The organism is Streptosporangium sp. H16, from assembly GCF_051918855.1.
In the GTDB taxonomy this organism is placed as follows: Bacteria; Actinomycetota; Actinomycetes; order Streptosporangiales; family Streptosporangiaceae; genus Streptosporangium.
The window spans coordinates 133,924-152,951 of record NZ_JBPXMD010000010.1 but is presented as its reverse complement, the minus strand read 5'-3'; the positions used below and the strand labels follow the sequence as shown (position 1 = coordinate 152,951).

15 protein-coding genes and 1 riboswitch are annotated in these 19,028 nt (G+C 72.1%); of the genes, 7 read left to right on the top strand and 8 right to left on the bottom strand.

Going from position 1 to position 19,028, the window contains the following annotated elements; genetic code table 11:
* Nucleotides 1-38 precede the first annotated feature (38 nt).
* The 4 genes from ACTOQ2_RS18895 to rsgA all read left to right on the top strand — a co-directional run bounded on the left by ACTOQ2_RS18895 (nucleotide 39) and on the right by rsgA (nucleotide 4,531).
* Entirely contained in the window at nucleotides 39-437 is a 399-nt protein-coding gene (locus ACTOQ2_RS18895) for a YccF domain-containing protein (protein WP_440100919.1), read from the top strand.
* A gap of 93 nt (nucleotides 438-530) precedes the next feature.
* Nucleotides 531-1,559 carry a YihY/virulence factor BrkB family protein gene (locus ACTOQ2_RS18890; RefSeq protein ID WP_440100917.1) on the top strand — a complete coding sequence of 343 codons (1,029 nt, stop codon included), beginning with the start codon at nucleotides 531-533 and terminating at the stop codon, nucleotides 1,557-1,559.
* Nucleotides 1,552-1,635: riboswitch (ZMP/ZTP riboswitch) on the top strand. (Overlaps the previous gene by 8 nt.)
* Before the next feature lie 32 nt (nucleotides 1,636-1,667).
* Nucleotides 1,668-2,924: a serine hydroxymethyltransferase gene (gene glyA / locus ACTOQ2_RS18885; protein ID WP_362681052.1), complete on the top strand. Its 1,257-nt coding sequence runs from the start codon at nucleotides 1,668-1,670 to the stop codon at nucleotides 2,922-2,924.
* Between the two features lie 488 nt (nucleotides 2,925-3,412).
* Entirely contained in the window at nucleotides 3,413-4,531 is a 1,119-nt protein-coding gene (gene rsgA, locus ACTOQ2_RS18880) for a ribosome small subunit-dependent GTPase A (protein ID WP_440100916.1), read from the top strand.
* Between the two features lie 131 nt (nucleotides 4,532-4,662).
* Here the strand turns inward: rsgA and ACTOQ2_RS18875 are convergent, their stop codons facing one another.
* The 4 genes from ACTOQ2_RS18875 to ACTOQ2_RS18860 form a co-directional block, all read right to left on the bottom strand.
* On the bottom strand, nucleotides 4,663-4,977 hold the full coding sequence (locus ACTOQ2_RS18875) for a WhiB family transcriptional regulator (RefSeq protein ID WP_012893126.1): 315 nt from the start codon (nucleotides 4,975-4,977) through the stop codon (nucleotides 4,663-4,665).
* Nucleotides 4,978-5,081: 104 nt separating this feature from the next.
* Nucleotides 5,082-6,029, bottom strand: coding sequence for a sucrase ferredoxin (locus tag ACTOQ2_RS18870; RefSeq protein WP_440100914.1), 948 nt, complete (start codon nucleotides 6,027-6,029; stop codon nucleotides 5,082-5,084).
* Between the two features lie 250 nt (nucleotides 6,030-6,279).
* A complete protein-coding gene (locus ACTOQ2_RS18865; RefSeq protein WP_440100913.1) occupies nucleotides 6,280-7,830 on the bottom strand; it encodes a glycerol-3-phosphate dehydrogenase/oxidase in 1,551 nt (516 codons plus the stop codon).
* Nucleotides 7,827-8,393: a TetR/AcrR family transcriptional regulator gene (locus ACTOQ2_RS18860; RefSeq protein ID WP_440100912.1), complete on the bottom strand. Its 567-nt coding sequence runs from the start codon at nucleotides 8,391-8,393 to the stop codon at nucleotides 7,827-7,829. Before ACTOQ2_RS18860 ends, ACTOQ2_RS18865 begins: the two co-directional genes overlap by 4 nt.
* A gap of 46 nt (nucleotides 8,394-8,439) precedes the next feature.
* Between ACTOQ2_RS18860 and ACTOQ2_RS18855 the strand changes: the two genes are divergently transcribed.
* A complete protein-coding gene (locus ACTOQ2_RS18855; RefSeq protein ID WP_440101114.1) occupies nucleotides 8,440-10,014 on the top strand; it encodes an FAD-binding oxidoreductase in 1,575 nt (524 codons plus the stop codon).
* Between the two features lie 99 nt (nucleotides 10,015-10,113).
* On the opposite strand, the gene ACTOQ2_RS18850 is transcribed toward ACTOQ2_RS18855, so the two are convergent.
* Nucleotides 10,114-10,524 carry an acyl-CoA thioesterase gene (locus ACTOQ2_RS18850; protein WP_440064217.1) on the bottom strand — a complete coding sequence of 137 codons (411 nt, stop codon included), beginning with the start codon at nucleotides 10,522-10,524 and terminating at the stop codon, nucleotides 10,114-10,116.
* A 120-nt stretch (nucleotides 10,525-10,644) separates the two neighbouring features.
* Here ACTOQ2_RS18850 and ACTOQ2_RS18845 point away from each other — a divergent pair, with 120 nt between their 5' ends.
* Nucleotides 10,645-12,153 carry a metallophosphoesterase family protein gene (locus tag ACTOQ2_RS18845; RefSeq protein ID WP_440100910.1) on the top strand — a complete coding sequence of 503 codons (1,509 nt, stop codon included), beginning with the start codon at nucleotides 10,645-10,647 and terminating at the stop codon, nucleotides 12,151-12,153.
* A 35-nt stretch (nucleotides 12,154-12,188) separates the two neighbouring features.
* Nucleotides 12,189-13,793: a bifunctional 3'-5' exonuclease/DNA polymerase gene (locus ACTOQ2_RS18840; RefSeq protein ID WP_440100909.1), complete on the top strand. Its 1,605-nt coding sequence runs from the start codon at nucleotides 12,189-12,191 to the stop codon at nucleotides 13,791-13,793.
* A 36-nt stretch (nucleotides 13,794-13,829) separates the two neighbouring features.
* Here the strand turns inward: ACTOQ2_RS18840 and ACTOQ2_RS18835 are convergent, their stop codons facing one another.
* The 3 genes from ACTOQ2_RS18835 to ACTOQ2_RS18825 all read right to left on the bottom strand — a co-directional run bounded on the left by ACTOQ2_RS18835 (nucleotide 13,830) and on the right by ACTOQ2_RS18825 (nucleotide 18,990).
* Nucleotides 13,830-15,143, bottom strand: a complete 1,314-nt coding sequence (locus ACTOQ2_RS18835; RefSeq protein WP_440100907.1) for an MFS transporter — start codon at nucleotides 15,141-15,143, stop codon at nucleotides 13,830-13,832.
* 78 nt (nucleotides 15,144-15,221) lie between these two features.
* Entirely contained in the window at nucleotides 15,222-17,354 is a 2,133-nt protein-coding gene (locus ACTOQ2_RS18830; protein WP_440100906.1) for a protein kinase domain-containing protein, read from the bottom strand.
* A gap of 220 nt (nucleotides 17,355-17,574) precedes the next feature.
* Nucleotides 17,575-18,990: a DUF1116 domain-containing protein gene (locus ACTOQ2_RS18825; RefSeq protein ID WP_440100904.1), complete on the bottom strand. Its 1,416-nt coding sequence runs from the start codon at nucleotides 18,988-18,990 to the stop codon at nucleotides 17,575-17,577.
* Between the last annotated feature and the right edge of the window lie 38 nt (nucleotides 18,991-19,028).

Here is a 19,028-nt window from a genome sequence, read left to right as displayed (position 1 = left end):
ATGGAACCGGTCTCGTCTCGCCTGACATGCTCGTAAATATGCGGACGCTGTTGAACGTCATCTGGCTGGTTTTCGCGGGAGTCTGGCTGGCGATCGGCTACGTCCTCGCGGGAATCGTGTGCTGTGTCCTGATCATCACGATCCCGTTCGGCATCGCGTCGTTCCGGATCGCCGCCTACGCGCTGTGGCCCTTCGGCCGGACCGTGGAGCGCGACCCCGAGGCGGGGGCGCTGTCGACCATCGGCAACGTGATCTGGTTCGTCGTGGCCGGGATCTGGCTGGCGATCGGGCACCTGCTGACCTCGATCCCGCTCTTCCTGTCGATCATCGGCATCCCGCTGGGCCTGGCCAACCTCAAGCTGATCCCGGTCTCCCTGCTGCCGCTGGGCGCGCGCATCGTCGACGTCGGCGACGCCGGGGCGTTCCACCGGGGGTAGGTTTCGCCACAGGCGGTGCGGGCAGGGGCGTGAGATTGGATCGTTGCCCGCCCGACTCGTGATCAAGCGCGGCTAGGAATACCGTTGTGTGGCATGACGTCCACTGATGCCCCGGCCCATCGGCCCGGGCCCGAGCGGCGCCCTCCGCGCGGGCCCGGGGTTCGCTGGCGCGCCGGTATCGCGTGGATCCGCGGTACGGACGTCTGGGCCAGGTTGCGGGCGCTGCGCGCGTGGGTCCGCGGCACCGACGTGTGGACCCTGATCGTCGCCACCACGAACGCGGGCATCACCTATCGCGTCACCGGCCTGGCGGGCGAGGCGGCCTTCTTCGCGCTGCTGTCGCTGCCGCCGTTCATGCTCGGCCTGATCGGCGTGCTCAGCCAGCTGACCCGGGTGTTCGGCCCCGAGACGGTCAAGAACGTCAGCGTCTGGATCGACCAGCAGGCCCACCTGCTGTTCACCGACAGCGCCGTGGACACCGTCGTCACCCCCCTTCTCCAGGACGTGCTGAAGCCCGAGAACCAGGTCTCGCTGATCTCCCTGGGCTTCCTGCTCGCGCTCTGGTCGGGCTCGCGGGCGCTGTTCGTCTACGTCGACCTGATCTCGGTCGCCTACGGCCTCGGCGAGGAGCGCGGCATCATCCGCACCCGCCTGATGTCCTTCGGGTTCTATCTCGCGGGCCTGCTGATCGGGCTGGTGGTCATGCCCGTGCTCGTCCTCGGCCCGGCCGCGCTGCGCGGGGCCCTGCCGGCCGACTACACCGTGCTGGTCGACATCCTCTACTGGCCGGTGGTGATCATCGGTTCGGTGATCTTCCTCACCCTGCTCTACCACGTGAGCGTTCCCGTACGCACGCGCTGGTGGCGCGAGCTGCCCGGGGCGTTGCTCGCGCTCGTCATCTGGATCATCTGCGCGGCCGTGCTGCGCGCGGTCCTCGCCGCCTGGTTCTCGCCGGTGTCCATCTACGGCTCGCTCGCCGCCCCCGTCGCCGTGCTGCTGTGGCTCTACATCACCGCGCTGGCCGTGCTCATCGGCGCCACGCTCAACGCCGAGGTCGACCGGCTATGGCCTGTCGAGGGCGCAGGTCGCGCCGGGCGCGGAGCCCAGTCCGCTATCGTCTAAGCGCGACTGGCGCATAAGGTGGGAGAGACCACCGGGGAGCGAAAAAGCGAGGAGGCCGAGCGCCTGGGTCTTCGCGCGATGTCGACGATGACAGGGGAGTGAAGGCGCATGAGCGCTCTTTCCAGCGTGGATCCGCAGATCGCCGAGCTCATCAGGGCCGAGGAGCGGCGGCAGTCCGACACCGTCAAGCTGATCGCCTCGGAGAACTACGTCTCCAAGGCCGTCCTCGAGGCCACGGGCACCGTCCTGACCAACAAGTACTCCGAGGGTTACGCCGGCAAGCGTTACTACGAGGGCCAGCAGGTCATCGACCAGGTCGAGACCCTCGCCATCGACAGGGCCAAGGCCCTGTTCGGCGTGAACCACGCCAACGTGCAGCCCTACTCGGGCTCGCCCGCCAACCTCGCCATCTACCTGGCCTTCCTGAAGCCGGGCGAGACCGTGATGGGCATGGGCCTGCCGTTCGGCGGCCACCTGACCCACGGCTGGTCGGTCTCGGCCACCGGCAAGTGGTTCAACCCGGTCCGCTACGGCGTGCGGCAGGACACCGGCCGCGTGGACATGGACGAGGTACGCGAGATCGCCCTCCGCGAGCGTCCCAAGCTGATCTTCTGCGGTGGCACCGCGGTCCCGCGCACGATCGACTTCCCGGCCTTCGCCGAGATCGCCCGCGAGGTCGGGGCCGTGCTCGCCGCCGACATCGCGCACATCGCGGGCCTGGTGGCCGGTGGCGCCCACCCGTCGCCGGTCGGCCACGCGGACGTCATCTCCACCACCACTCACAAGACCCTGCGCGGTCCCCGGGGCGCCATGCTCATGGCCACCTCCGACGAGCACGCCACCGCCCTCAACAAGGCCGTCTTTCCCGGCCTGCAGGGCGGGCCGCACAACCACACCACCGCGGCCATCGCGGTGGCGCTCAAGGAGGCGTCGACCGACGACTTCAAGGACTACGCCCGCCAGGTCGTCCTGAACGCGCAGGCGCTGGCCGAGGAGCTTCTGGGCCGGGGCTTCGACCTGGTCTCCGGCGGCACCGACAACCACCTCATCCTGTTCGACCTCACTCCCAAGGGCATCGGCGGCAAGCCCGCCGCCCAGGCCCTGGACAAGGCCGGGCTGGAGACCAACTACAACAGCGTGCCCTTCGACACGCGCAAGCCGTTCGACCCCTCGGGCATCCGCATCGGCACCGCGGGCGTGACCAGCCGGGGCATGGGCGTCGCGGAGATGCGGCAGATCGGCGCCTGGATCGACCAGGTCGTCACCGCGCTGGCCAAGGACGAGGAAGAGGCCAAGCACGTGATCACCCGCGTCCACGGCGAGGTCAGGGAGCTCACCTCCCACTTCCCCGCCCCCGGCCTGTGACCGTGTCCGTGGCGTCCGGACCGCCGTCCGGATGACTTTCGCGGTTCGCGAGGTCTCCGGGGCGCCGTGACGCGCCGATCGACCACGTCGAGCAGGACGAGCAGGACGAGCAGGACGAGACGCCCGGCCGGGACTCCCCGGCCGGGCGTTCTCGCGTCGCCGGGCGCCGTGGCGGCCGGAAGGTCCACCTCGGGGACGGAACTCGCCGCGCGGCACCGGGACCGGGGCGCGCCGGGCGCCGGCGGCGCCCGTGCCGCCCGGGATTTCCGGGCCTCGGCCGCGGGAGGCGCGCCAAATGTGTTTGCGCCATGGGGGCGGCACTGCGCTAAAGTTCTCCCGAAGACGCCGTTCGAGAGACGCGCGGCCACGAGGCGACAGGAGGTGGGGACCATGCGGGTTGTTCTGGTGAGCCTGCCGTCCGTCAACCTCCGGGTGCCCGCCTAGCCGATTCGCGACAGGGCACCCGGCCTTCCACAAGGGTGCTTACGTTGTCTTCGCCAATCGTCTCTTCTTCATCCGTTCTCACCGCGCTCGGCTGGAACGACTCCTTCGCCGCCGAGCTTCCCGAGGGCCTGATTCCCGCCCGGGTGTCCCGCGTCGATCGCGGTGCCGCCGAGGTGCTGACGGCCTCCGGCCATCTCCGGGCCAACTACGGCGCCAGGGTGCGGCGCGACGCCGCCGCCGACCCCGTGGCCCTGCCCTGCGTCGGGGACTGGGCCGGGCTCCGCCGCCTGGCCGAGGGCCGCTTCGAGCTGGAGGCACTGCTGCCCCGGCGCACCGCGTTCGTACGCGGCGGCGTCGCCAGGGTCTCCAGGGGCGGGCTCTCCGGAGACTCCCAGGGCCAGGTGCTCGCCGCCAACGTCGACGTCGTCTTCGTCGCCGAACCCGCCCTGCACGCCACCGACACCGCCGACCTGGGCAGGATCGAGCGGCTGCTCGCGCTCGCCTGGGAGAGCGGTGGCCGTCCCGTGGTGCTCGTCACCAAGTCCGACCTGATCGGCGAGGGCCTCGGCTTCCTGATGGACGAGGTCGCCTCGGCGGCGCCGGGTGTGGACGTGCACCCGATCTGCTCCGTCACGGGCGAGGGCGTCGACATCGTCCGCGGATACCTGGGGGGCACGCGCACCGCGGTGGTGCTCGGCGCCTCGGGGGCGGGCAAGTCGACGCTCGTCAACGCCCTGGCGGGGGAGGGGGTCATGGAGACCCAGCAGGTCAGGGCCGGTGACGGCCGGGGCCGTCACACCACCGTGCACCGCGAGCTCATCCCGCTCGCGGGGGGCGGGCTCATCATCGACACCCCGGGTATCCGCCGCGTCGGCCTGTACGACATGGGCGAGGGCGTGGACATGGTCTTCTCGGACCTGGAGGAGCTCGCCGAGCGGTGCCGGTTCGGCGACTGCCGCCACGACAGCGAGCCGGACTGCGCCGTGATCGCCGCGATCGAGGACGGCACGCTTCCCGAGCGGCGGCTGGAAAGCTGGAACAAGCTCCAGAGGGAGGCCGCGTGGATGGCGTCCAGGAGCGACGCGCGGCTCCGCAAGGAGCTGCAGGGAAAGTGGAAGAGCATCACCAAGGAGATGCGGAAGGCGGGCCGTAACAGGCCCTGACATGCGGGGGAAGCCCGCCGTGCGGTCGCCCGTCCCGGGGGCCGCACGCGCGGGGCCCGACACGACAACGTGTGATCTCGCAGGGGGTGCGCGAGATCACACGTGCGGGGGAAGCCGGGTGGAGGTACTGCTCAGGCGACGGCACTGATGCCGGCGCTGGCGGCGCGGCGCATGCGACGGCGACGCTCGGAGGCGCGCTCGTCCTCGTTCAGACCGCCCCAGGTGCCGTACTTCTCCGGACGGGAAAGCGCGTAGTCCAGGCACTCTGCGCGAACGGGGCACTGGGCGCAGATGGCCTTGGCCTTACGCTCACGGATGTCACGCTCGGGCTGGCGCTCGCCGTCGGGGCCGAAGAAGAGCACGAGGTCCTCGCCCCGGCACGCGGCGTCATCCTGCCAGCCCCAGCTGGGCCGAGGCCGGGCGGTCTGCCGACGTACCTGAGACATGAGAAAACCACCTTATAGTGAGAGGTATTTCTGGTTAATGCCGCATTGGACGCTTGTGACGTCCCTGGGTCCAACGCCTGGATTGGCCGTGATGTTCCCTCAGGTCAGGTCAGGGCGGACGTGGCGTACCGCACAGGGGTGAGCCTGTCCAGCGTGACCAGCCGGTAGGTAGTGATCGTATCGGCGCAAGCCGTACCGCATGGCGTTGTCAGCGTCATGGGTTCAACCACTACCCGAAAACGAGCGCCACTACCGCGCACAAATGCCTCGGTGACGGCGCCGTCCAACCTGGAGGATTCCACGGCCACTCCGCCAACCGAGAGATCACCCGTATGAATGCGGATGAAATGCTCAGCGGCCTGCAGTGGCTCAGGGATGCCTGCGCGTCCCCGGAAACGGTCGAGGATGACCTCGCCGGACCGGTACGCATCGGCTGCCGCGATCGCAGCAGCCTGAGACATGCTGCCGTAGTAAAGCCCGTGTGGCAAGCACACGAGGTTGGCGGCGTATCGATCGCCGCCAACATGTGATGTTTCCCATACTGTGTCCGGCAATGTTTTTGCCAAGGACCGAGCTAGGGGTAGTCCAATGCGGGCGCAGCACGCGTTGCGCTTGGCATGCGTGCAGACCAGAAAAACCGGCTCACTCACAAGTATGCAGGACTCCGGGACCACTCCGGCCACCACGCTGTCAAGGTTAAGATCGTCCGGACCTGCGATGACGCCTTCGGCGATCCATGGCTCGGCGGAGCCGGAGTCGGCGACCATGACGTGAATGCCGGTTTCCTCGACGTTCCTGCGTCCGGGACGACGGATCAGCTGGGGCCGGATGCCGAGCCGCGTGGCGCGTTTGATAAGGATGTGAACGTCCTCGGGGAGGCTGCAGTCCTCCAGGTGGGAGGCCCAGGGGCCGGAGTGCTCGATGAGCAGCCAGAAACGGGCTCCGACGGTCGCGCTGGCGTAGACCGGAAGCTCGCCGGTGTGACAGCCCGGTGGGTGCGTGCACCCCTTGGCCGTCGTATTCGCCCTGCTCACGACACTCCCCGCGCTCACGCTCTCTCCTCGCTCTGACTTAGGTAAGACTAACCTAACAGTCTGATCGAGGTGGCGAAGAGTAAAACGATCACAGGGATGTAAAGGCCGCGCGCCCGCTGCGAGGAGTACGCAAAAGGCGGCCGGCATCCGCAAAAGGCGGCCGGCGTTCGCGGGAGGCGGGCGTTCGCGGGAGAGCGGGGAGGCAGCCCGCGGGGAGGGACCCGGTGGGTTCGGCGGCCTCCCGGCCGCCGGTGGACGGGCGCGGGTGTCAGTAGGCCAGTGCGGCGCGTGCCAGGGGAAGGGCCGCGGCGCGGTCCTGCGGGACGAGGCCGATCCTGGTCCGCCGGTCGAGGAGGTCGTCCACGTCCAGGGCGCCCTCGTGCCTGACCGCCCAGACGAGCTCGGCCCCGGTGACCCCCGTCGGCCCGGGCTCGGCCAGCCAGGGGTCCTCCGCCATCAGGGTTCGTACGGCGCCCGCCTCGCTCCCGTACCGCTCCAGCAGCCGGTCCGCCTCCCGGCCCTTCTCGCTGTCAACGCCCTTTCCGCTCTTCGTGCCGTTCGCGTCCTCGGGGCCGTCCACAGGGACGGCCCCGACCAGGGGCAGCTCCGCCGTGCGGCTGCGTCCCGCGTCGAGCCGGCCCAGTGACACGGCCCGGTCGACCGCGTCCTCGGCCATTCGCCGGTACGTGGTCAGCTTGCCGCCCACGATCGTCACCATCCCGTCCGGCGTGGTCAGCAGCGCGTGCCTCCTGGACAGGTCGGCGGTGCGGCCGTCGGCGGCGAGCAGGGGCCGCAGTCCCGCGTAGGTCCCGGCGACGTCCTCGCGCCGGACCGGCTCCTCCAGCACGGAGTTCAGGACGGCCAGCAGGAAGGTCACGTCCTCCTCCGGCACCGGGGGGACGTCCGGGACGGGGCCGTCCACCGGCTCGTCGGTGAGGCCGACGTGGACCCGTCCGTCGGGCTGGGGGAGAACCAGGGCGAAGCGATTGCTCTCCCCGGGGATCGGCACGTGCAGTCCCGCGGCCAGGCCCGGCAGCGTCTCGGGCCGCAGCACCAGGTGGGTGCCGCGCGAGGGGCGCAGCCGGATGCCCGGGTGCAGCTCGGCGGCCCAGACGCCGGTGGCGTTGACCACCGTCCTGGCCCGGATCGTGAAGGTGTCCCCGCCGAGCTCGTCGCGGACCAGCGCGCCGTCGCCGGACAGCTCCAGCGCCCGGCAGCGCGTCAGTATCCTCGCCCCCTGGGCGGCGGCCGTCCTGGCCACGGTGACCACCAGGCGGGCGTCGTCGGCCAGCCGGCCGTCCCACGACAGCAGGGCGCCGCGCAGCCCTCGCGAGGTCAGCGGCGAGGCGAGGGCGAGGGCCTGCGCGGCGGAGATCCGCGAGGGGCCGGGCAGGAGGTGGCGGGGCGTGCGCGCGGCGATGCGCAACCCCTCGCCGGCGCGGTACCCGGTCATCACCAGTGCCGCGTGGCGGCGGGAGACCTCCGGGACCAGCGGCAGCAGGTAGGGGTGGGCCCTGACCAGGTGCGGCGCGGTGCGCCCGAGCAGGTGGCCGCGCTCCACCGCGCTCTCGTACGCCACCCCGACCTGCCCTTTGGCCAGGTAGCGGAGCCCGCCGTGGACCATCTTGGAACTCCACCGGGAGGTCCCGAAGGCCATGTCGTGGGCGTCGATCGCGGCCACGGAAAGGCCCCGGGAGGCCGCGTCGAGCGCGGCCCCGGCGCCGGTGGCGCCCAGACCCACCACCAGCACGTCCACCACGAGGTCGCGCACCTCGGCCAGCTCGCGTTCGCGGCGGGCGGCGTTGAGAGAGGAGTTCACGGTCGCAGGTACCTTTCCAGGAGCGTGGTGAGCTCGGCGTCCAGGTGGTCCAGGCCGGCCGGGCCGAGCATGGTCGGACCGGAGATCAGGAACGACTGGGCGGTCAGCAGCACGGCCCTGGACAGCCTCGCCGGGTCACCGGGGCGCACGGTGCCCCCCTGCTGGCCTCGGACGATCGCGGCCTCGACGAGCGTGAGCATGGCCTCGTGGCTGGCACCCCTGCGGTCCAGCAGGTAGGGCAGGAGCAGCTCCGGGTCGACCTCGACGATCTTCCGCCAGAGCGGGTGGTCGCGCAGCGCCCGTACCACCGCCACCGACGAGGCGACCGGGTCCCCGGTCGCGAACCGGTCCGCGACGCGCACCCACTCGCGGGTCATCAGGTCGGCGACGAGGGTGCGCACGTCGGGCCAGCGGCGGTAGATCGTCATGCGGGAGAGCCCGGCCCTGCGCGCCACGTCGGTGAGCGTGGTGCGCCGCACCCCCACGGCGAGGACCGTCTCCCGGGCGGCGTCCAGAACCCGGTCGGTGCGCTCCGCGTCCGCATTGTGACGAATAGACGTCATGTGTCACAGTGTAAGGGTGGAAAATCCGACGAGCGCCGCAGATCCCATGCTCTGGTCCGGCTGGGGCGACCCCGGCAAGGCCGCCGACCTGCCGGAACCGGTCAGAAAACTGCTCCAGGACGTGCTGGGCGTGCGCCCGCGGCAGGACCGGGCCGCCGAGCTCGGCGAGGTGCGGCTGCCCGCCGTGACCCTCCCCCCGCCCGTCCTGGCGGAGCTGCGCGGCGTCGTCGGCGCCGGCCACGTGCGCTCCGGCGACGAGGCCCGCGTCCGGCACACCCGGGGCAAGTCCACTCCCGACCTGATGCGCATGCGCGCCGGAGACGGCTCCGACGCGCCCGACGCCGTGGTGCTGCCCGGTTCCCACCGCGAGGTGCTGGAGGTGCTTGCGGCCTGCGCCGCGCACCGGGTCGCGGTGGTCCCGTTCGGTGGCGGGACCTCCGTGGTCGGCGGCCTGGTCGCGGACCGGCGCGGCTTCGCCGGTGTCGTCGCGCTGGACCTGGCCAGGCTGGACCGGCTGGTCGCCGTCGACGCGGAGTCGATGGTCGCCGAGATGGAGCCGGGACTGCGGGCCCCGGAGGCCGAGCGGCTTCTGGCCGGGCACGGGTTCACCCTAGGTCACTTCCCGCAGTCGTTCGAGTACGCCACGCTGGGGGGCTTCGCCGCGGCCCGCTCCAGCGGCCAGGCCTCGGCCGGGTACGGGCGCTTCGACGACATGGTGGTCGGCATGACCGTGGCCACTCCGCGCGGCACCCTGGAACTCGGCCGGGCGCCCAAGTCGGCGGCCGGGCCCGACCTGCGCCAGGTGATCCTCGGCTCCGAGGGCGCCTTCGGTGTGATCACCTCCCTGCGGCTCCGCGTCCGGCGCGCGCCCGCCGAGCGGGTCTACGAGGGGTGGCGGTTCGCGTCGTTCGCGGAGGGAACGGCCGCGCTGCGACACCTCGTCCAGGAGGGTGTCGTGCCCACCGTGCTGCGCCTGTCCGACGAGACCGAGACGATGGTCGGTCTGGCCCGCCCCGGCGAGATCGGCGCCTCGCCGACCGGCGCGGGCTGCCTGGCGATCGCCGGGTACGAGGGCTTCTCCGGGGTGCCCGCGCTGCGGGAGCGGGTCGCCGCCGTGCTGTCGGGCCTCGGCGGCGTCCACCTCGGCACGGAGCCGGGGGAGTCGTGGGCCCGCGGACGCTACTCCGCGCCCTACCTGCGCGACTCGCTGCTCGCCGCCGGGGCGACCGTCGAGACGCTGGAGACGGCCGGGTTCTGGTCCAACCTGCCCCGCCTCTACGACGCCGTACGGCTCTCGCTGCACGCCTCGCTCGGCTCGCCGCTGGTGATGTGCCACATCTCCCACGTGTACGGCACCGGCGCCTCCCTGTACTTCACGGTCGTCACGGCGCAGGACGACGACCCCGTCGGGCAGTGGGAGGAGGCCAAGCGGTCGGTCAACGAGGCGATCGTCGCCGCCGGGGGCACCGTCTCGCACCACCACGGCGTCGGCCGCGACCACCGGGAGGCCTACGCGACCGAGATCGGCGACCTGGGCGTGGAGATCCTGCGCGGGATCAAGGACCGGCTCGACCCCGAGGGCGTCCTCAACCCCGGCGTTCTCGTCCCTCCGGGGAGGTGACGGGTACGGGTACGGGGAGACTCGACCGGGTTCGACCGGGGAGGCTCGACCGGGGAGGGGCGATCGGGAAGGTCCGGCCGACGAACTCGTCCCGGAAGGTCAACCGGCGACCACGAGCTTCTCCATGGCCTCGCGGAGCGGTCCGGGGATCCCGGCCGGCCGGCGTGTCTCCCGGTCGACGAACACGTGGACGAAGTGGCCCTCCGCCACGAGCGTCTCGCCGTCCTCGCGGAACAGCCCCAGCTCGTACCGGACGCTGGAGCGGCCCAGACGGCCGACCCGCAGCCCCACCCTGACGGCCTCGGGGAAGGACACCGAGGCCCGGTAGACGCAGTGCGACTCGACGCACAGGCCGATGGCGTCGCCGCCGTGGATGTCAAGGCCCGCGGTCCTGATCAGCCAGGTGTTGATCACCGTGTCCATCATCGAGTAGTGGACGGCGTTGTTGACGTGGCCGTAGACGTCGTTGTCCTTCCACCTGGTCGGAACCGTCTCCCAGTAGGCGTACACGGTAGAACCATATTCCAGAGGGTGGCCGCTCGGGCGGGGACGTACGTCGACGGCTTCGAGGCCGGCCGCCTTTCCCGAGAGGACGTGCGGCCCTTTAAGATCATTGCCAAGATATGGGACATGGTTGACATAGGACAGGCGGCGGAGCGCGGGCGTGAGGCCTCCTCCCGGGTGTCGAAGGAGGGTGCGGGCTGGTCCTGCGCCCAGACGGGCACCTTCAAGGACCTGCTGCCCAGCAAGGAGACCTTCTCCTGGCTGAACCCGCGTACCATCTGGCGGTCGCGGAACGAGGTCCTCGCGATCCTGTTCGGAGACCCCTCGGGGCAGGTACGGGCGCGCTGGGTGGGCTCCCAGCGGGACCGGGGCGTCGACCCCTCCTTCCGCATCCCGATGGACGTCGGCCCCGAGTTCTCCTTCCTGGTCCTCGGCGACACGGGGGAGGGCGACGCCTCGCAGTACGCCGTGGTGCCGGGCATGCTCAAGATCGGCGAGGACACCGCCTTCGCGGTCGTCGCCAGTGACGTGATCTACCCCACCGGCTCGGGCAACGAGTACGAGGACAAGTTCTTCCGCCCGTACCAGGACTACCGGGCGCCGATCTACGCGATCCCCGGCAACCACGACTGGTACGACGGGCTCGGCGGCTTCATGCGCGTCTTCTGCGACGCCCCGGCGCTGGCGGCCGAGAACGAGGGGTTCAAGCTGTCGCCCTCGGGGCTGCGCGGCCTGCTCTGGCGCAAGCCCGAGAAGATCGACGAGGCCAGGCTGGCCAGGGCGCGCGAGTGGCGGGCGCGGCCCGAGCAGCGGGTCGTGCAGCCCGCCCCCTACTGGGCGATGGAGACCCCGGGGCTGCTCATCGTCGGCGTGGACACCGGGATCCGCGGTGACATCGACAGGGAGCAGGCCGAATGGCTGCGCACGGTCTCCCGCGACCCCCGGCCCAAGGTGCTGATCACCGGGAAGCCCATATACACCCGTAACGACCACAAGCCGTCGAAGCTGGCCGGCGGCGGCACCATCGACGACATCGTCACCGATCCCGCGCACAACTACGTCGCGGCGATAGGCGGCGACGTGCACAACTACCAGCGCTTCCCGATCAAGGTCGGGGAGCGGACCATCCAGTATCTCGTGGCGGGCGGCTCCGGGGCGTTCATGCACGCCACCCACACCATTCCAAGGGTCACCGTCGGCGGCCTGGACGAGGACGACTACCGCTGTTACCCGCTGCGCGGCGACTCGCTGTCGTTCTACAGCAGGCTCTACAGCGACCGGCTGCGCATGCGCTGGCTCTACCTCACGCCCGACGAGAGCGCGGCGCTGATGTCCCGCCGGATCGGCAACACCCCGGTGCGAGACACCCCGGCCGTGCCGATCACCCGGCGGATGAGGTGGGCGGCCCGGATCCTCGGCGGCTGGCCGATGCCGCTGCGGCTGCCCGTGGGCAGGACCTTCCACCGCTACCTGTCGGAGCTGTCCGACTGGGACACCCCGCCGTTCTTCAAGAGCTTCCTGCACATCTCGGTGACCCCCGAGGTCCTGACGATCCGCTGCTTCGCCGCCACCGGCTGCCTGCAGCAGGAGATCGAACCCCCGATCGAGGACGAGATCGCCATACCGCTCGTCTGATCGAGAGTGTCGTACCGGCATGGCAGTGTTGGGGCATGCACGTGTCGGTCGCGGCGGCTCCCGGGGGTGGGGGCGTGCTGCGTGTGGACGGCGAGCCCGCCGGGGCCGTCGCCGATCTGGCCTCGGCCGCCCGCGAGCTGGAGGCTCGGAGCCCGCGCTGGGTCTGGGCCGACACGCGGGAGGTCTACCCCGCGCTGCTCGCCGCCGGGGTGCGGCTGGCGCGCTGCCACGACCTGGTGCTGACCGAGGGCCTGCTCCTGGCCCACGAGGGGCGGTTCGGCGAGCCGAGGTCCGTCCACGCGGCCTACGCCCGGCTGCACGGCCTGCCGGTGCCCGACGACCACCACGGGCCCGCCGGGGGGCAGGCGCGGCAGGCCACCCTCTTCGAGGAGGAGGCGCCCCCGCCGGACGCGAACCTGATCGCCGAGGTGTACGCCGACCAGCTGCGCCGCATCGAGGCCACCGCCGATCCGCGGCGGTTCCGGCTGCTGGTCGCCGCCGAGTCGGCCGGGGCGCTGATCGCCGCGGAGATGGCCCAGGAGGGCATGCCCTGGCGGGAGGACGTGCACGACGAGCTGCTGACCGGCCTGCTCGGCCCGCGCCCGGTGCACGGCATGCGGCCCGTCAAGCTCCAGGCCCTGGCCGACCAGGTGGCCGCGGCCTTCGGCACGTCGTTCAACCCCGACTCCCCGCAGCAGATCGTCAGGGCGTTCAAGGCGGCGGGCGTGCCGGTCGCCTCCACCCGCGCCCACGACATCAAGCAGGTCGAGCACCCGGGCGTCGCGCCCCTGCTCGCCTACAAGGAGATGGCCAGGTTCTACAGCTTCCACGGCTGGGCCTGGGCCGACCAGTGGGTGCGCGGCCACCGCTTCCGCCCCGAATACGTGGTGGGCGGCGTGGTGACGGGCCGCTGGGCCACCAACGGCGGCGGGGCCCTGCAGATCCACAAGCTGATGCGCAAGGTCGTCGTGGCCGACGAGGGCTGGACACTCGTCGTCGCCGACGCGGCCCAGCTGGAGCCGCGGGTGCTGGCCGCCATGGCGGGAGACGGCGGCCTGGCCAGGGCCGCCGGGCAGGCCGACCTCTACCAGGCGTTGGCGAAGGCGTTCGGCGGCGAGCGCGAGAACGCCAAGCTCGCCATGCTGTCGGCGATGTACGGGGGCACCAGCGGTGACGCGTCCAAGCTGCTGGCCGTGATGCGCGGGCGCTTCCCCCTCGCCCACCGGTTCGTGGAGGACGCCGCCCGGGCGGGGGAGGAGGGCAAGGTGGTCCGCTCCTGGCTGGGCCGCACCTCGCCGCCGCCCTCCGCCAGGTGGCGGGAGCTGGTCTCCGGCCCCGAGGGAGCCCGCGCGGCCCGCGACCGCGGCCGGTTCACCCGCAACTTCGTCGTCCAGGCGACCGCGGCCGAGTGGGCGCTCGCGCTGATGGCCGTGCTGCGCGGCCTGCTGCCCGACCCGGCCAGGCTGGTGTTCTTCCAGCACGACGAGGTGATGGTGCACTGCCCGGCCGAGCAGACCGGCGAGGTCGTCGCGGCGGTCGGCAAGGCCGCGGAGGAGGCGACCCGGCTGCTGTTCGGATCGACCCCGGTGCGCTTTCCCATGCAGGCCGTCCCGGTCAGGTGCTACGCCGACGCCAAATGACGCCCGGCGCCCCGCGCATTCCGGCCCTGACCGCGCTCAGGAGCGGGCCAGGGCCAGCCAGGCACCGGTGACCGTCACCATGACCGCGACGGCCGCGCCGAGCACGCCGTACGACAGGCTGCCGACGATCACCCCGGCGATCACCGTGCCGGTCGCGCCGCAGACGTTCATCAGCAGGTCCGAGAGGCCCTGCACGGGGGTGCGGTGTTCCAGCGGCACGGCCTCGCTGAGCATCGCCGAGCCGGAGATCAGCCCGCACGACCAGCCGAGGCCGAGCAGGAACAGGCCGGCGGTCACCTGCGGGACGTCGTGCGCCCCGGCCCCGCCCGCGAGGACGGCGGCGGCCAGCAGCAGGCCCATCCCCAGCACCAGCACCGGGGTCCTGCCGGCCCGGTCGGCCAGCCAGCCGACCACGGGTGACAGGACGTACATCCCCGCGATGTGCAGGCTGATCACGATGCCGATGACCGTGTACGTCGAGCCGCCGTGATCGAGGTGGACCGGTGTCATGGACATGACCGAGACCATCGCGGTGTGGCTGACCGCGATCGCGACCAGGGCACGGCCCGCCACGGGCGTCTCGCGCAGCACCCGCCAGGCGGTACGGAACGTCCCCCCGCCCTTCCCCGGAGAGCCGGCCGGGCCGGACGCGGGGGTGCCGGGAGCGGGAGGCGCGTCCGGGGCCCGGAGGGCGGCGTGGGCCAGGAGCAGCGGATCGGGGCGCAGGGCGATCACGATGATGCCGAGGGCGATGGCGAAGCCCAGCAGGGCGAGGGCGAACGGGCCGCTGCCCGCCGGCAGCCCGAGACCGGCGCTGAACCGTTCGGCCGGTCCCGCGAGGTTCGGCCCGGTGACCGATCCGACGGTGGTGGCCCACACCACCAGCGACAGGTGCCGGGCGGAGTGCCCCGGCGGGGACAGGTCGGTCGCGGCGTAGCGCGAGGCCAGGCCGCCCGCGCTGGCCGCGCCGAACAGCACCAGCCCGGCGAGCAGCAGCGGCCACGATCCGAGGCCGACGGCGAGCAGCGAGACCAGGCAGCCGAGCAGGGCGCACCCGTAGGCCAGGGCGAGTCCGGCCCGCCGCCCGCCCCTGCCGGACGATCTCGCGGTGGGCAGCGCCAGCAGCGCGGCGCCCAGCACGGTCGCGGTCCCGGCCAGCCCGCTGAGCGCGGTGGAGCCGGAGAGCTCCTCCACGGTCACCGAGCTGAAGGTGAGCCCCACGGCGATACCGATCCCGCCGCTGATCTGGGCGGCGGACAGGACGGTGAGCGTCCGCCGCTGCACGGCGGCGATCCGTTCGGCGCCGGGGGAGCCGCCGGGGTTCGCGGTGTTCGTGGGGTTCGCGGTCACGAGCGAAGTCTGCCATCACTCATGACCGCATCACGAGGTCATTTCGCCGACGGGGTGAGGAAACGACGACAGGCGGGATCAGTCGACCGGTACGAAGGTGGCGAAGAACGTCTGGAGGATCTCCGAGTTCTTCTCCCAGTCCAGATCCTGGACCCTGAACGTGATCTGGTAAGCGTTCAGGCCGTTGACGGCGATGTAGCGCGTCAGCCCGTGCATCGGGACGCCGTTGGACTGGACGTAGGTGTACTCCCAGTCCGCGGCCTTCCACGTGCGGTAGTTCACCGTCGTCACGCCGACTTCGGTGTATTCGTCCAGGCCCTTCTTGCTCGCCCGGCTCAGGGCCAGCACCGGCTCCGCGACCGGCACCTTGGCGACGACGAGGTTCTGCCCGCCGCCCTTCGGCCCGGAGAAGGTGGCCGTTCCGCCGGCGCCCTCCTTCACCGTCCAGTCCTCGGGCACCGCGCCGGAGACACCGGCGGCGTCCACCCGCTTGAAGCCCTCGGGGACCTCGCTCGGCCCGGCGGGGGTCAGCGGCTCGGCCGCCGTGGAGATCGCCGTGGACGGGGTCGCGGGGGCCGCGGGGTCGGGGTTCCCGCCGGGCAGGAAGACGAGCAGCCCGGCCACCACGATGGCCAGCACGCCGCCCCCGCCGAACATCAGCAGGCGGATGTCAGGACCGCCGCTCTCGTTTCCCGGCGCGCGGCGCGCGCTCCCGCGCGCCGCGCTCCGGCTGGGAGAGGTCATGGCCTGCGAGTCCCGTACGGCGGCGCGGGAGGGCGCCTCCGGCGAGGAGGGGGTGGGCCAGAGCGCCGCCTCGCGGGCCCGGGACGCCTCGCTCTGCCCGCCGCGCCGCGGCGTGGCCGGTGGCGCGGACAGCGGCGCTGACGGCGCTGACTGCGCTGCGACGGGCAGGTCGCCCGAGAAGCTGGTCAGCGGGTCGAACGGGTTGCCGTCGGGCCCGGTCGCCGGGATGCGCAGCGCGTCGTAGCCGCGCTGGTGCCCGCCGGTCAGGCCGGTGGCCGCGTCGGCGGGCGGCCCGCCCGCCCGCGGGAACCCGCCGGAGGCGGAGGAGGGAAAGGACAGCAGGTCCGAGCGCTGGGATCCCGACGGGCCGGAGAGCGCGTCGTAGGGGAGCGGGTGGCCGCCGGAGGAGTCGTTGCCCGAGCCGTACGGCACCCGGATCGGGCCGGAGGGCGTCTCGATGATCCGGGAGGGCATCGGCCCCGACGGCATGTCCAGCGGGGGCATCAGGTGGATCGGCATGGAGTCGCCGGGGACCGGCATCGACGAGGGCGGCGGGGTGGGCGCGCGGTTCGGGGTGCTGGAGCCGTGGCTGCGCAGTATGCGGTCGAGCAGGTCGGACACCTGCGAGGCGCTCATCCGGTCGGCGGGGTTCTTGCGGAGCAGGCCCTCGATGACGGTGATCAGGGCGCCGGCCCGCTGGGGGCGGCTGGGCTCCTGGGTGAGGATCGCGCCGAGCACGGCCACCGCGTCCGGACCCTCGTAGGGAGGCCGCCCCTCGACCGCCGCGTACAGGGTGGCGCCGAAGGACCACAGGTCGGAGGACTGCGTGACCGGCTGGCCCGACAGCCGCTCCGGCGGGATGTAGGCGGGCGAGCCCATCAGCAGGCCGGTCTGGGTGATCGCGACGTCGCCCTCGATCGCGGCGATGCCGAAGTCGGTGAGGACCACCCGGTCGGAGGTGAGCAGCACGTTGCCCGGCTTGACGTCGCGGTGCATGATCCCGGCGGCGTGGGCGTGGCGGAGCGCGTCGAGCACCCGGACGCCGATCTCGGCGGCCTGGACCACCGGCAGCGGCCCGCTCTGCCGCACGGCCTGCTCCAGCGACCAGGCGCGGACCAGCTCCATCACGATCCAGGGGCGGCCGTCCTCCTCGACGACGTCGTGGACGGTGACGATGCCGGGGTGGCTGAGCCGGGCCGCCGAGCGGGCCTCGCGCAGCATCCGCCGGTGGGCTCCCTGGGTGCCCGCGTGGTCGAGCCCGTAGGGGAGGATCAGCTCCTTGACCGCGACGTCCCGGTCGAGCAGGACGTCGTGTGCGTGCCACACCATGCCCATGCCGCCACGGCCCACCGGTGACACCAGGCGGTAGCGCCTGCCCACCAGCCTGCCCTGACCCTCCGGTGTTCCGCCGGCGGAATCGCCGCCCTCAGGCCCCTGGGGGTTTCTCCCGAGCAAGCGATCGGTCATCGTTCCCCGTTCCCCATAACCAGCGCTTTTGTGAGGTGGACACGATAGCGAGATGGCATTTGGTCATGGAAGTTTGCATGCTGAGAAAGCACGTGACGGTATTTGTCAGGATCGGTGTTCTCCGGATCACCGAGCCTGCGCCCGCGCTCTGACGTCGCCGAATGCTACCGGCGGATGGCGGAATTGTCAGCTTTACCCAATCTTAATAGACAAAAGATCACTAAGATGCCGTATGTTCATGATCGGCCACCGCGGCCGCCTCTGCCAGCGCGGCCAGGGCCGAGGTGAAGGCCGAGGCGGGCGGGCTGACCAGGCCCGCGCCGACCTGTCCGGTCCCCGCGACCCGTCCGGCGATACCGGTGTTCACGGTGGGCAGCAGGCCCGTCCTGGCGACCAGCGTGACGTCGACGCCGACCGGCGTGCCCCGGAAGTCCAGCCCCGGGATCTGGTACGCGGGATGCTCGGCCAGGGTGATCTCGTACATGGACCGGGTGGCCGCCATCGCGTCCGACACGTCGCCGCCGACGAACCTCACGATCGCCGGGGCCGCGGCCATCGCGAAGCCGCCCAGCCCCGCCGTCTCGGTGATCGTCGAGTCGCCGATGTCGGGGTTGGCGTCATCCGGGCCGTACGCGCCCAGGTAGAGACCGTCAGGCACGCCCGCGGGGCCGGTGAACCACCGGTCGCCCAACCCGGAGACCTGGACCCCGAAGTCCGTGCCGTTGCGGGCCATCGCGACGACCATCGTGGAGCCGGGGACGTCCCGTGCGGCGTCCGTGCTGACCTTGCACGCGGCCATGCCCGCGTTGAGGAAGAAGTGGTCGTTGCCGTTGACGAAGCGCAGGACCTCGGCGGCGTGGCCGGGAGCGGCCTCCACCACGTCGGGGGCGAGTTCGCGCACCAGCAGCGAGGTGGCGGCGCGGTTGCGGTTGTGCAGCTCGTCGCCCATCTGCAGGGCCTGCGCGGCCAGCGACCTGAGGTCGAGCGGCCCGCTCCGCTCCAGGGTGGCCTGGAGCACCGGGCCGAGCACCTCGGCCATCCAGCGCAGCCGCCGCAGCACCTCGGGGCCGTACGCGCCGTACCGCAGCACCTTGCCCAGGCCCTCGTTGAGCGAGCAGTAGGCGGTGCCGCCGTGCTCGGCGTCGTGGACCTCGAACATCCACATCGACGGGGTGACCACGCCCGCCATCGGCCCGACGGTCCGGTGGTGGTGGCAGGAGTCGAACCGGGCCCGCCCGGCGGCCAGCCGCTCCTCGGCCTCCCCGGCGTCGGCGGCCAGCCCCTCCAGCAGCATCGCCCCGATGAGCGCGCCCCGCATCGGGCCCGACGCCCGTTCCCACTCGATCGGCGGTCCCGCGTGCAGGAACGTCCCCCTCGGCAGGTCGAGCACCTCGTGCGCGGGCCGCACCCCGACGAGCTGAGGCCGCGCCGAGACCAGGCGGCCCACGGCCGTCTCGTTGGCGCCGACCCTGCGCGGGTCGGCCAGCACCCTGGCCAGGTCCGCCTCGGTGCCGGGCATCGGCGGGCGCCAGTCCACCCGGACCCGCGGGACGGCCTGCGCGTCCAGCGCCTCGCCGAGCACGTCGGCCCCCACCGTGATCACTTCCGGCTCGCCGGAAAGCATGGACAGCGTCATCGTGTTCCTTTCGGCGTGGAGACCCCCGCCTTTGGATG

What these genes read in the sequence shown, in the direction of transcription:
- ACTOQ2_RS18890 (WP_440100917.1), top strand. Translation starts at nt 531, where the DNA reads ATGACGTCCACTGATGCCCCGGCCCATCGGCCCGGGCCCGAGCGGCGC.
- ACTOQ2_RS18855 (WP_440101114.1), top strand. Translation starts at nt 8,440, where the DNA reads ATGCTCTGGTCCGGCTGGGGCGACCCCGGCAAGGCCGCCGACCTGCCG.
- ACTOQ2_RS18875 (WP_012893126.1), bottom strand. Translation starts at nt 4,977, where the DNA reads ATGTCTCAGGTACGTCGGCAGACCGCCCGGCCTCGGCCCAGCTGGGGC.
- ACTOQ2_RS18830 (WP_440100906.1), bottom strand. Translation starts at nt 17,354, where the DNA reads ATGACCGATCGCTTGCTCGGGAGAAACCCCCAGGGGCCTGAGGGCGGC.
- ACTOQ2_RS18840 (WP_440100909.1), top strand. Translation starts at nt 12,189, where the DNA reads ATGCACGTGTCGGTCGCGGCGGCTCCCGGGGGTGGGGGCGTGCTGCGT.
- ACTOQ2_RS18860 (WP_440100912.1), bottom strand. Translation starts at nt 8,393, where the DNA reads ATGACGTCTATTCGTCACAATGCGGACGCGGAGCGCACCGACCGGGTT.
- ACTOQ2_RS18895 (WP_440100919.1), top strand. Translation starts at nt 39, where the DNA reads ATGCGGACGCTGTTGAACGTCATCTGGCTGGTTTTCGCGGGAGTCTGG.
- ACTOQ2_RS18845 (WP_440100910.1), top strand. Translation starts at nt 10,645, where the DNA reads ATGGTTGACATAGGACAGGCGGCGGAGCGCGGGCGTGAGGCCTCCTCC.
- glyA (WP_362681052.1), top strand. Translation starts at nt 1,668, where the DNA reads ATGAGCGCTCTTTCCAGCGTGGATCCGCAGATCGCCGAGCTCATCAGG.
- ACTOQ2_RS18825 (WP_440100904.1), bottom strand. Translation starts at nt 18,990, where the DNA reads ATGACGCTGTCCATGCTTTCCGGCGAGCCGGAAGTGATCACGGTGGGG.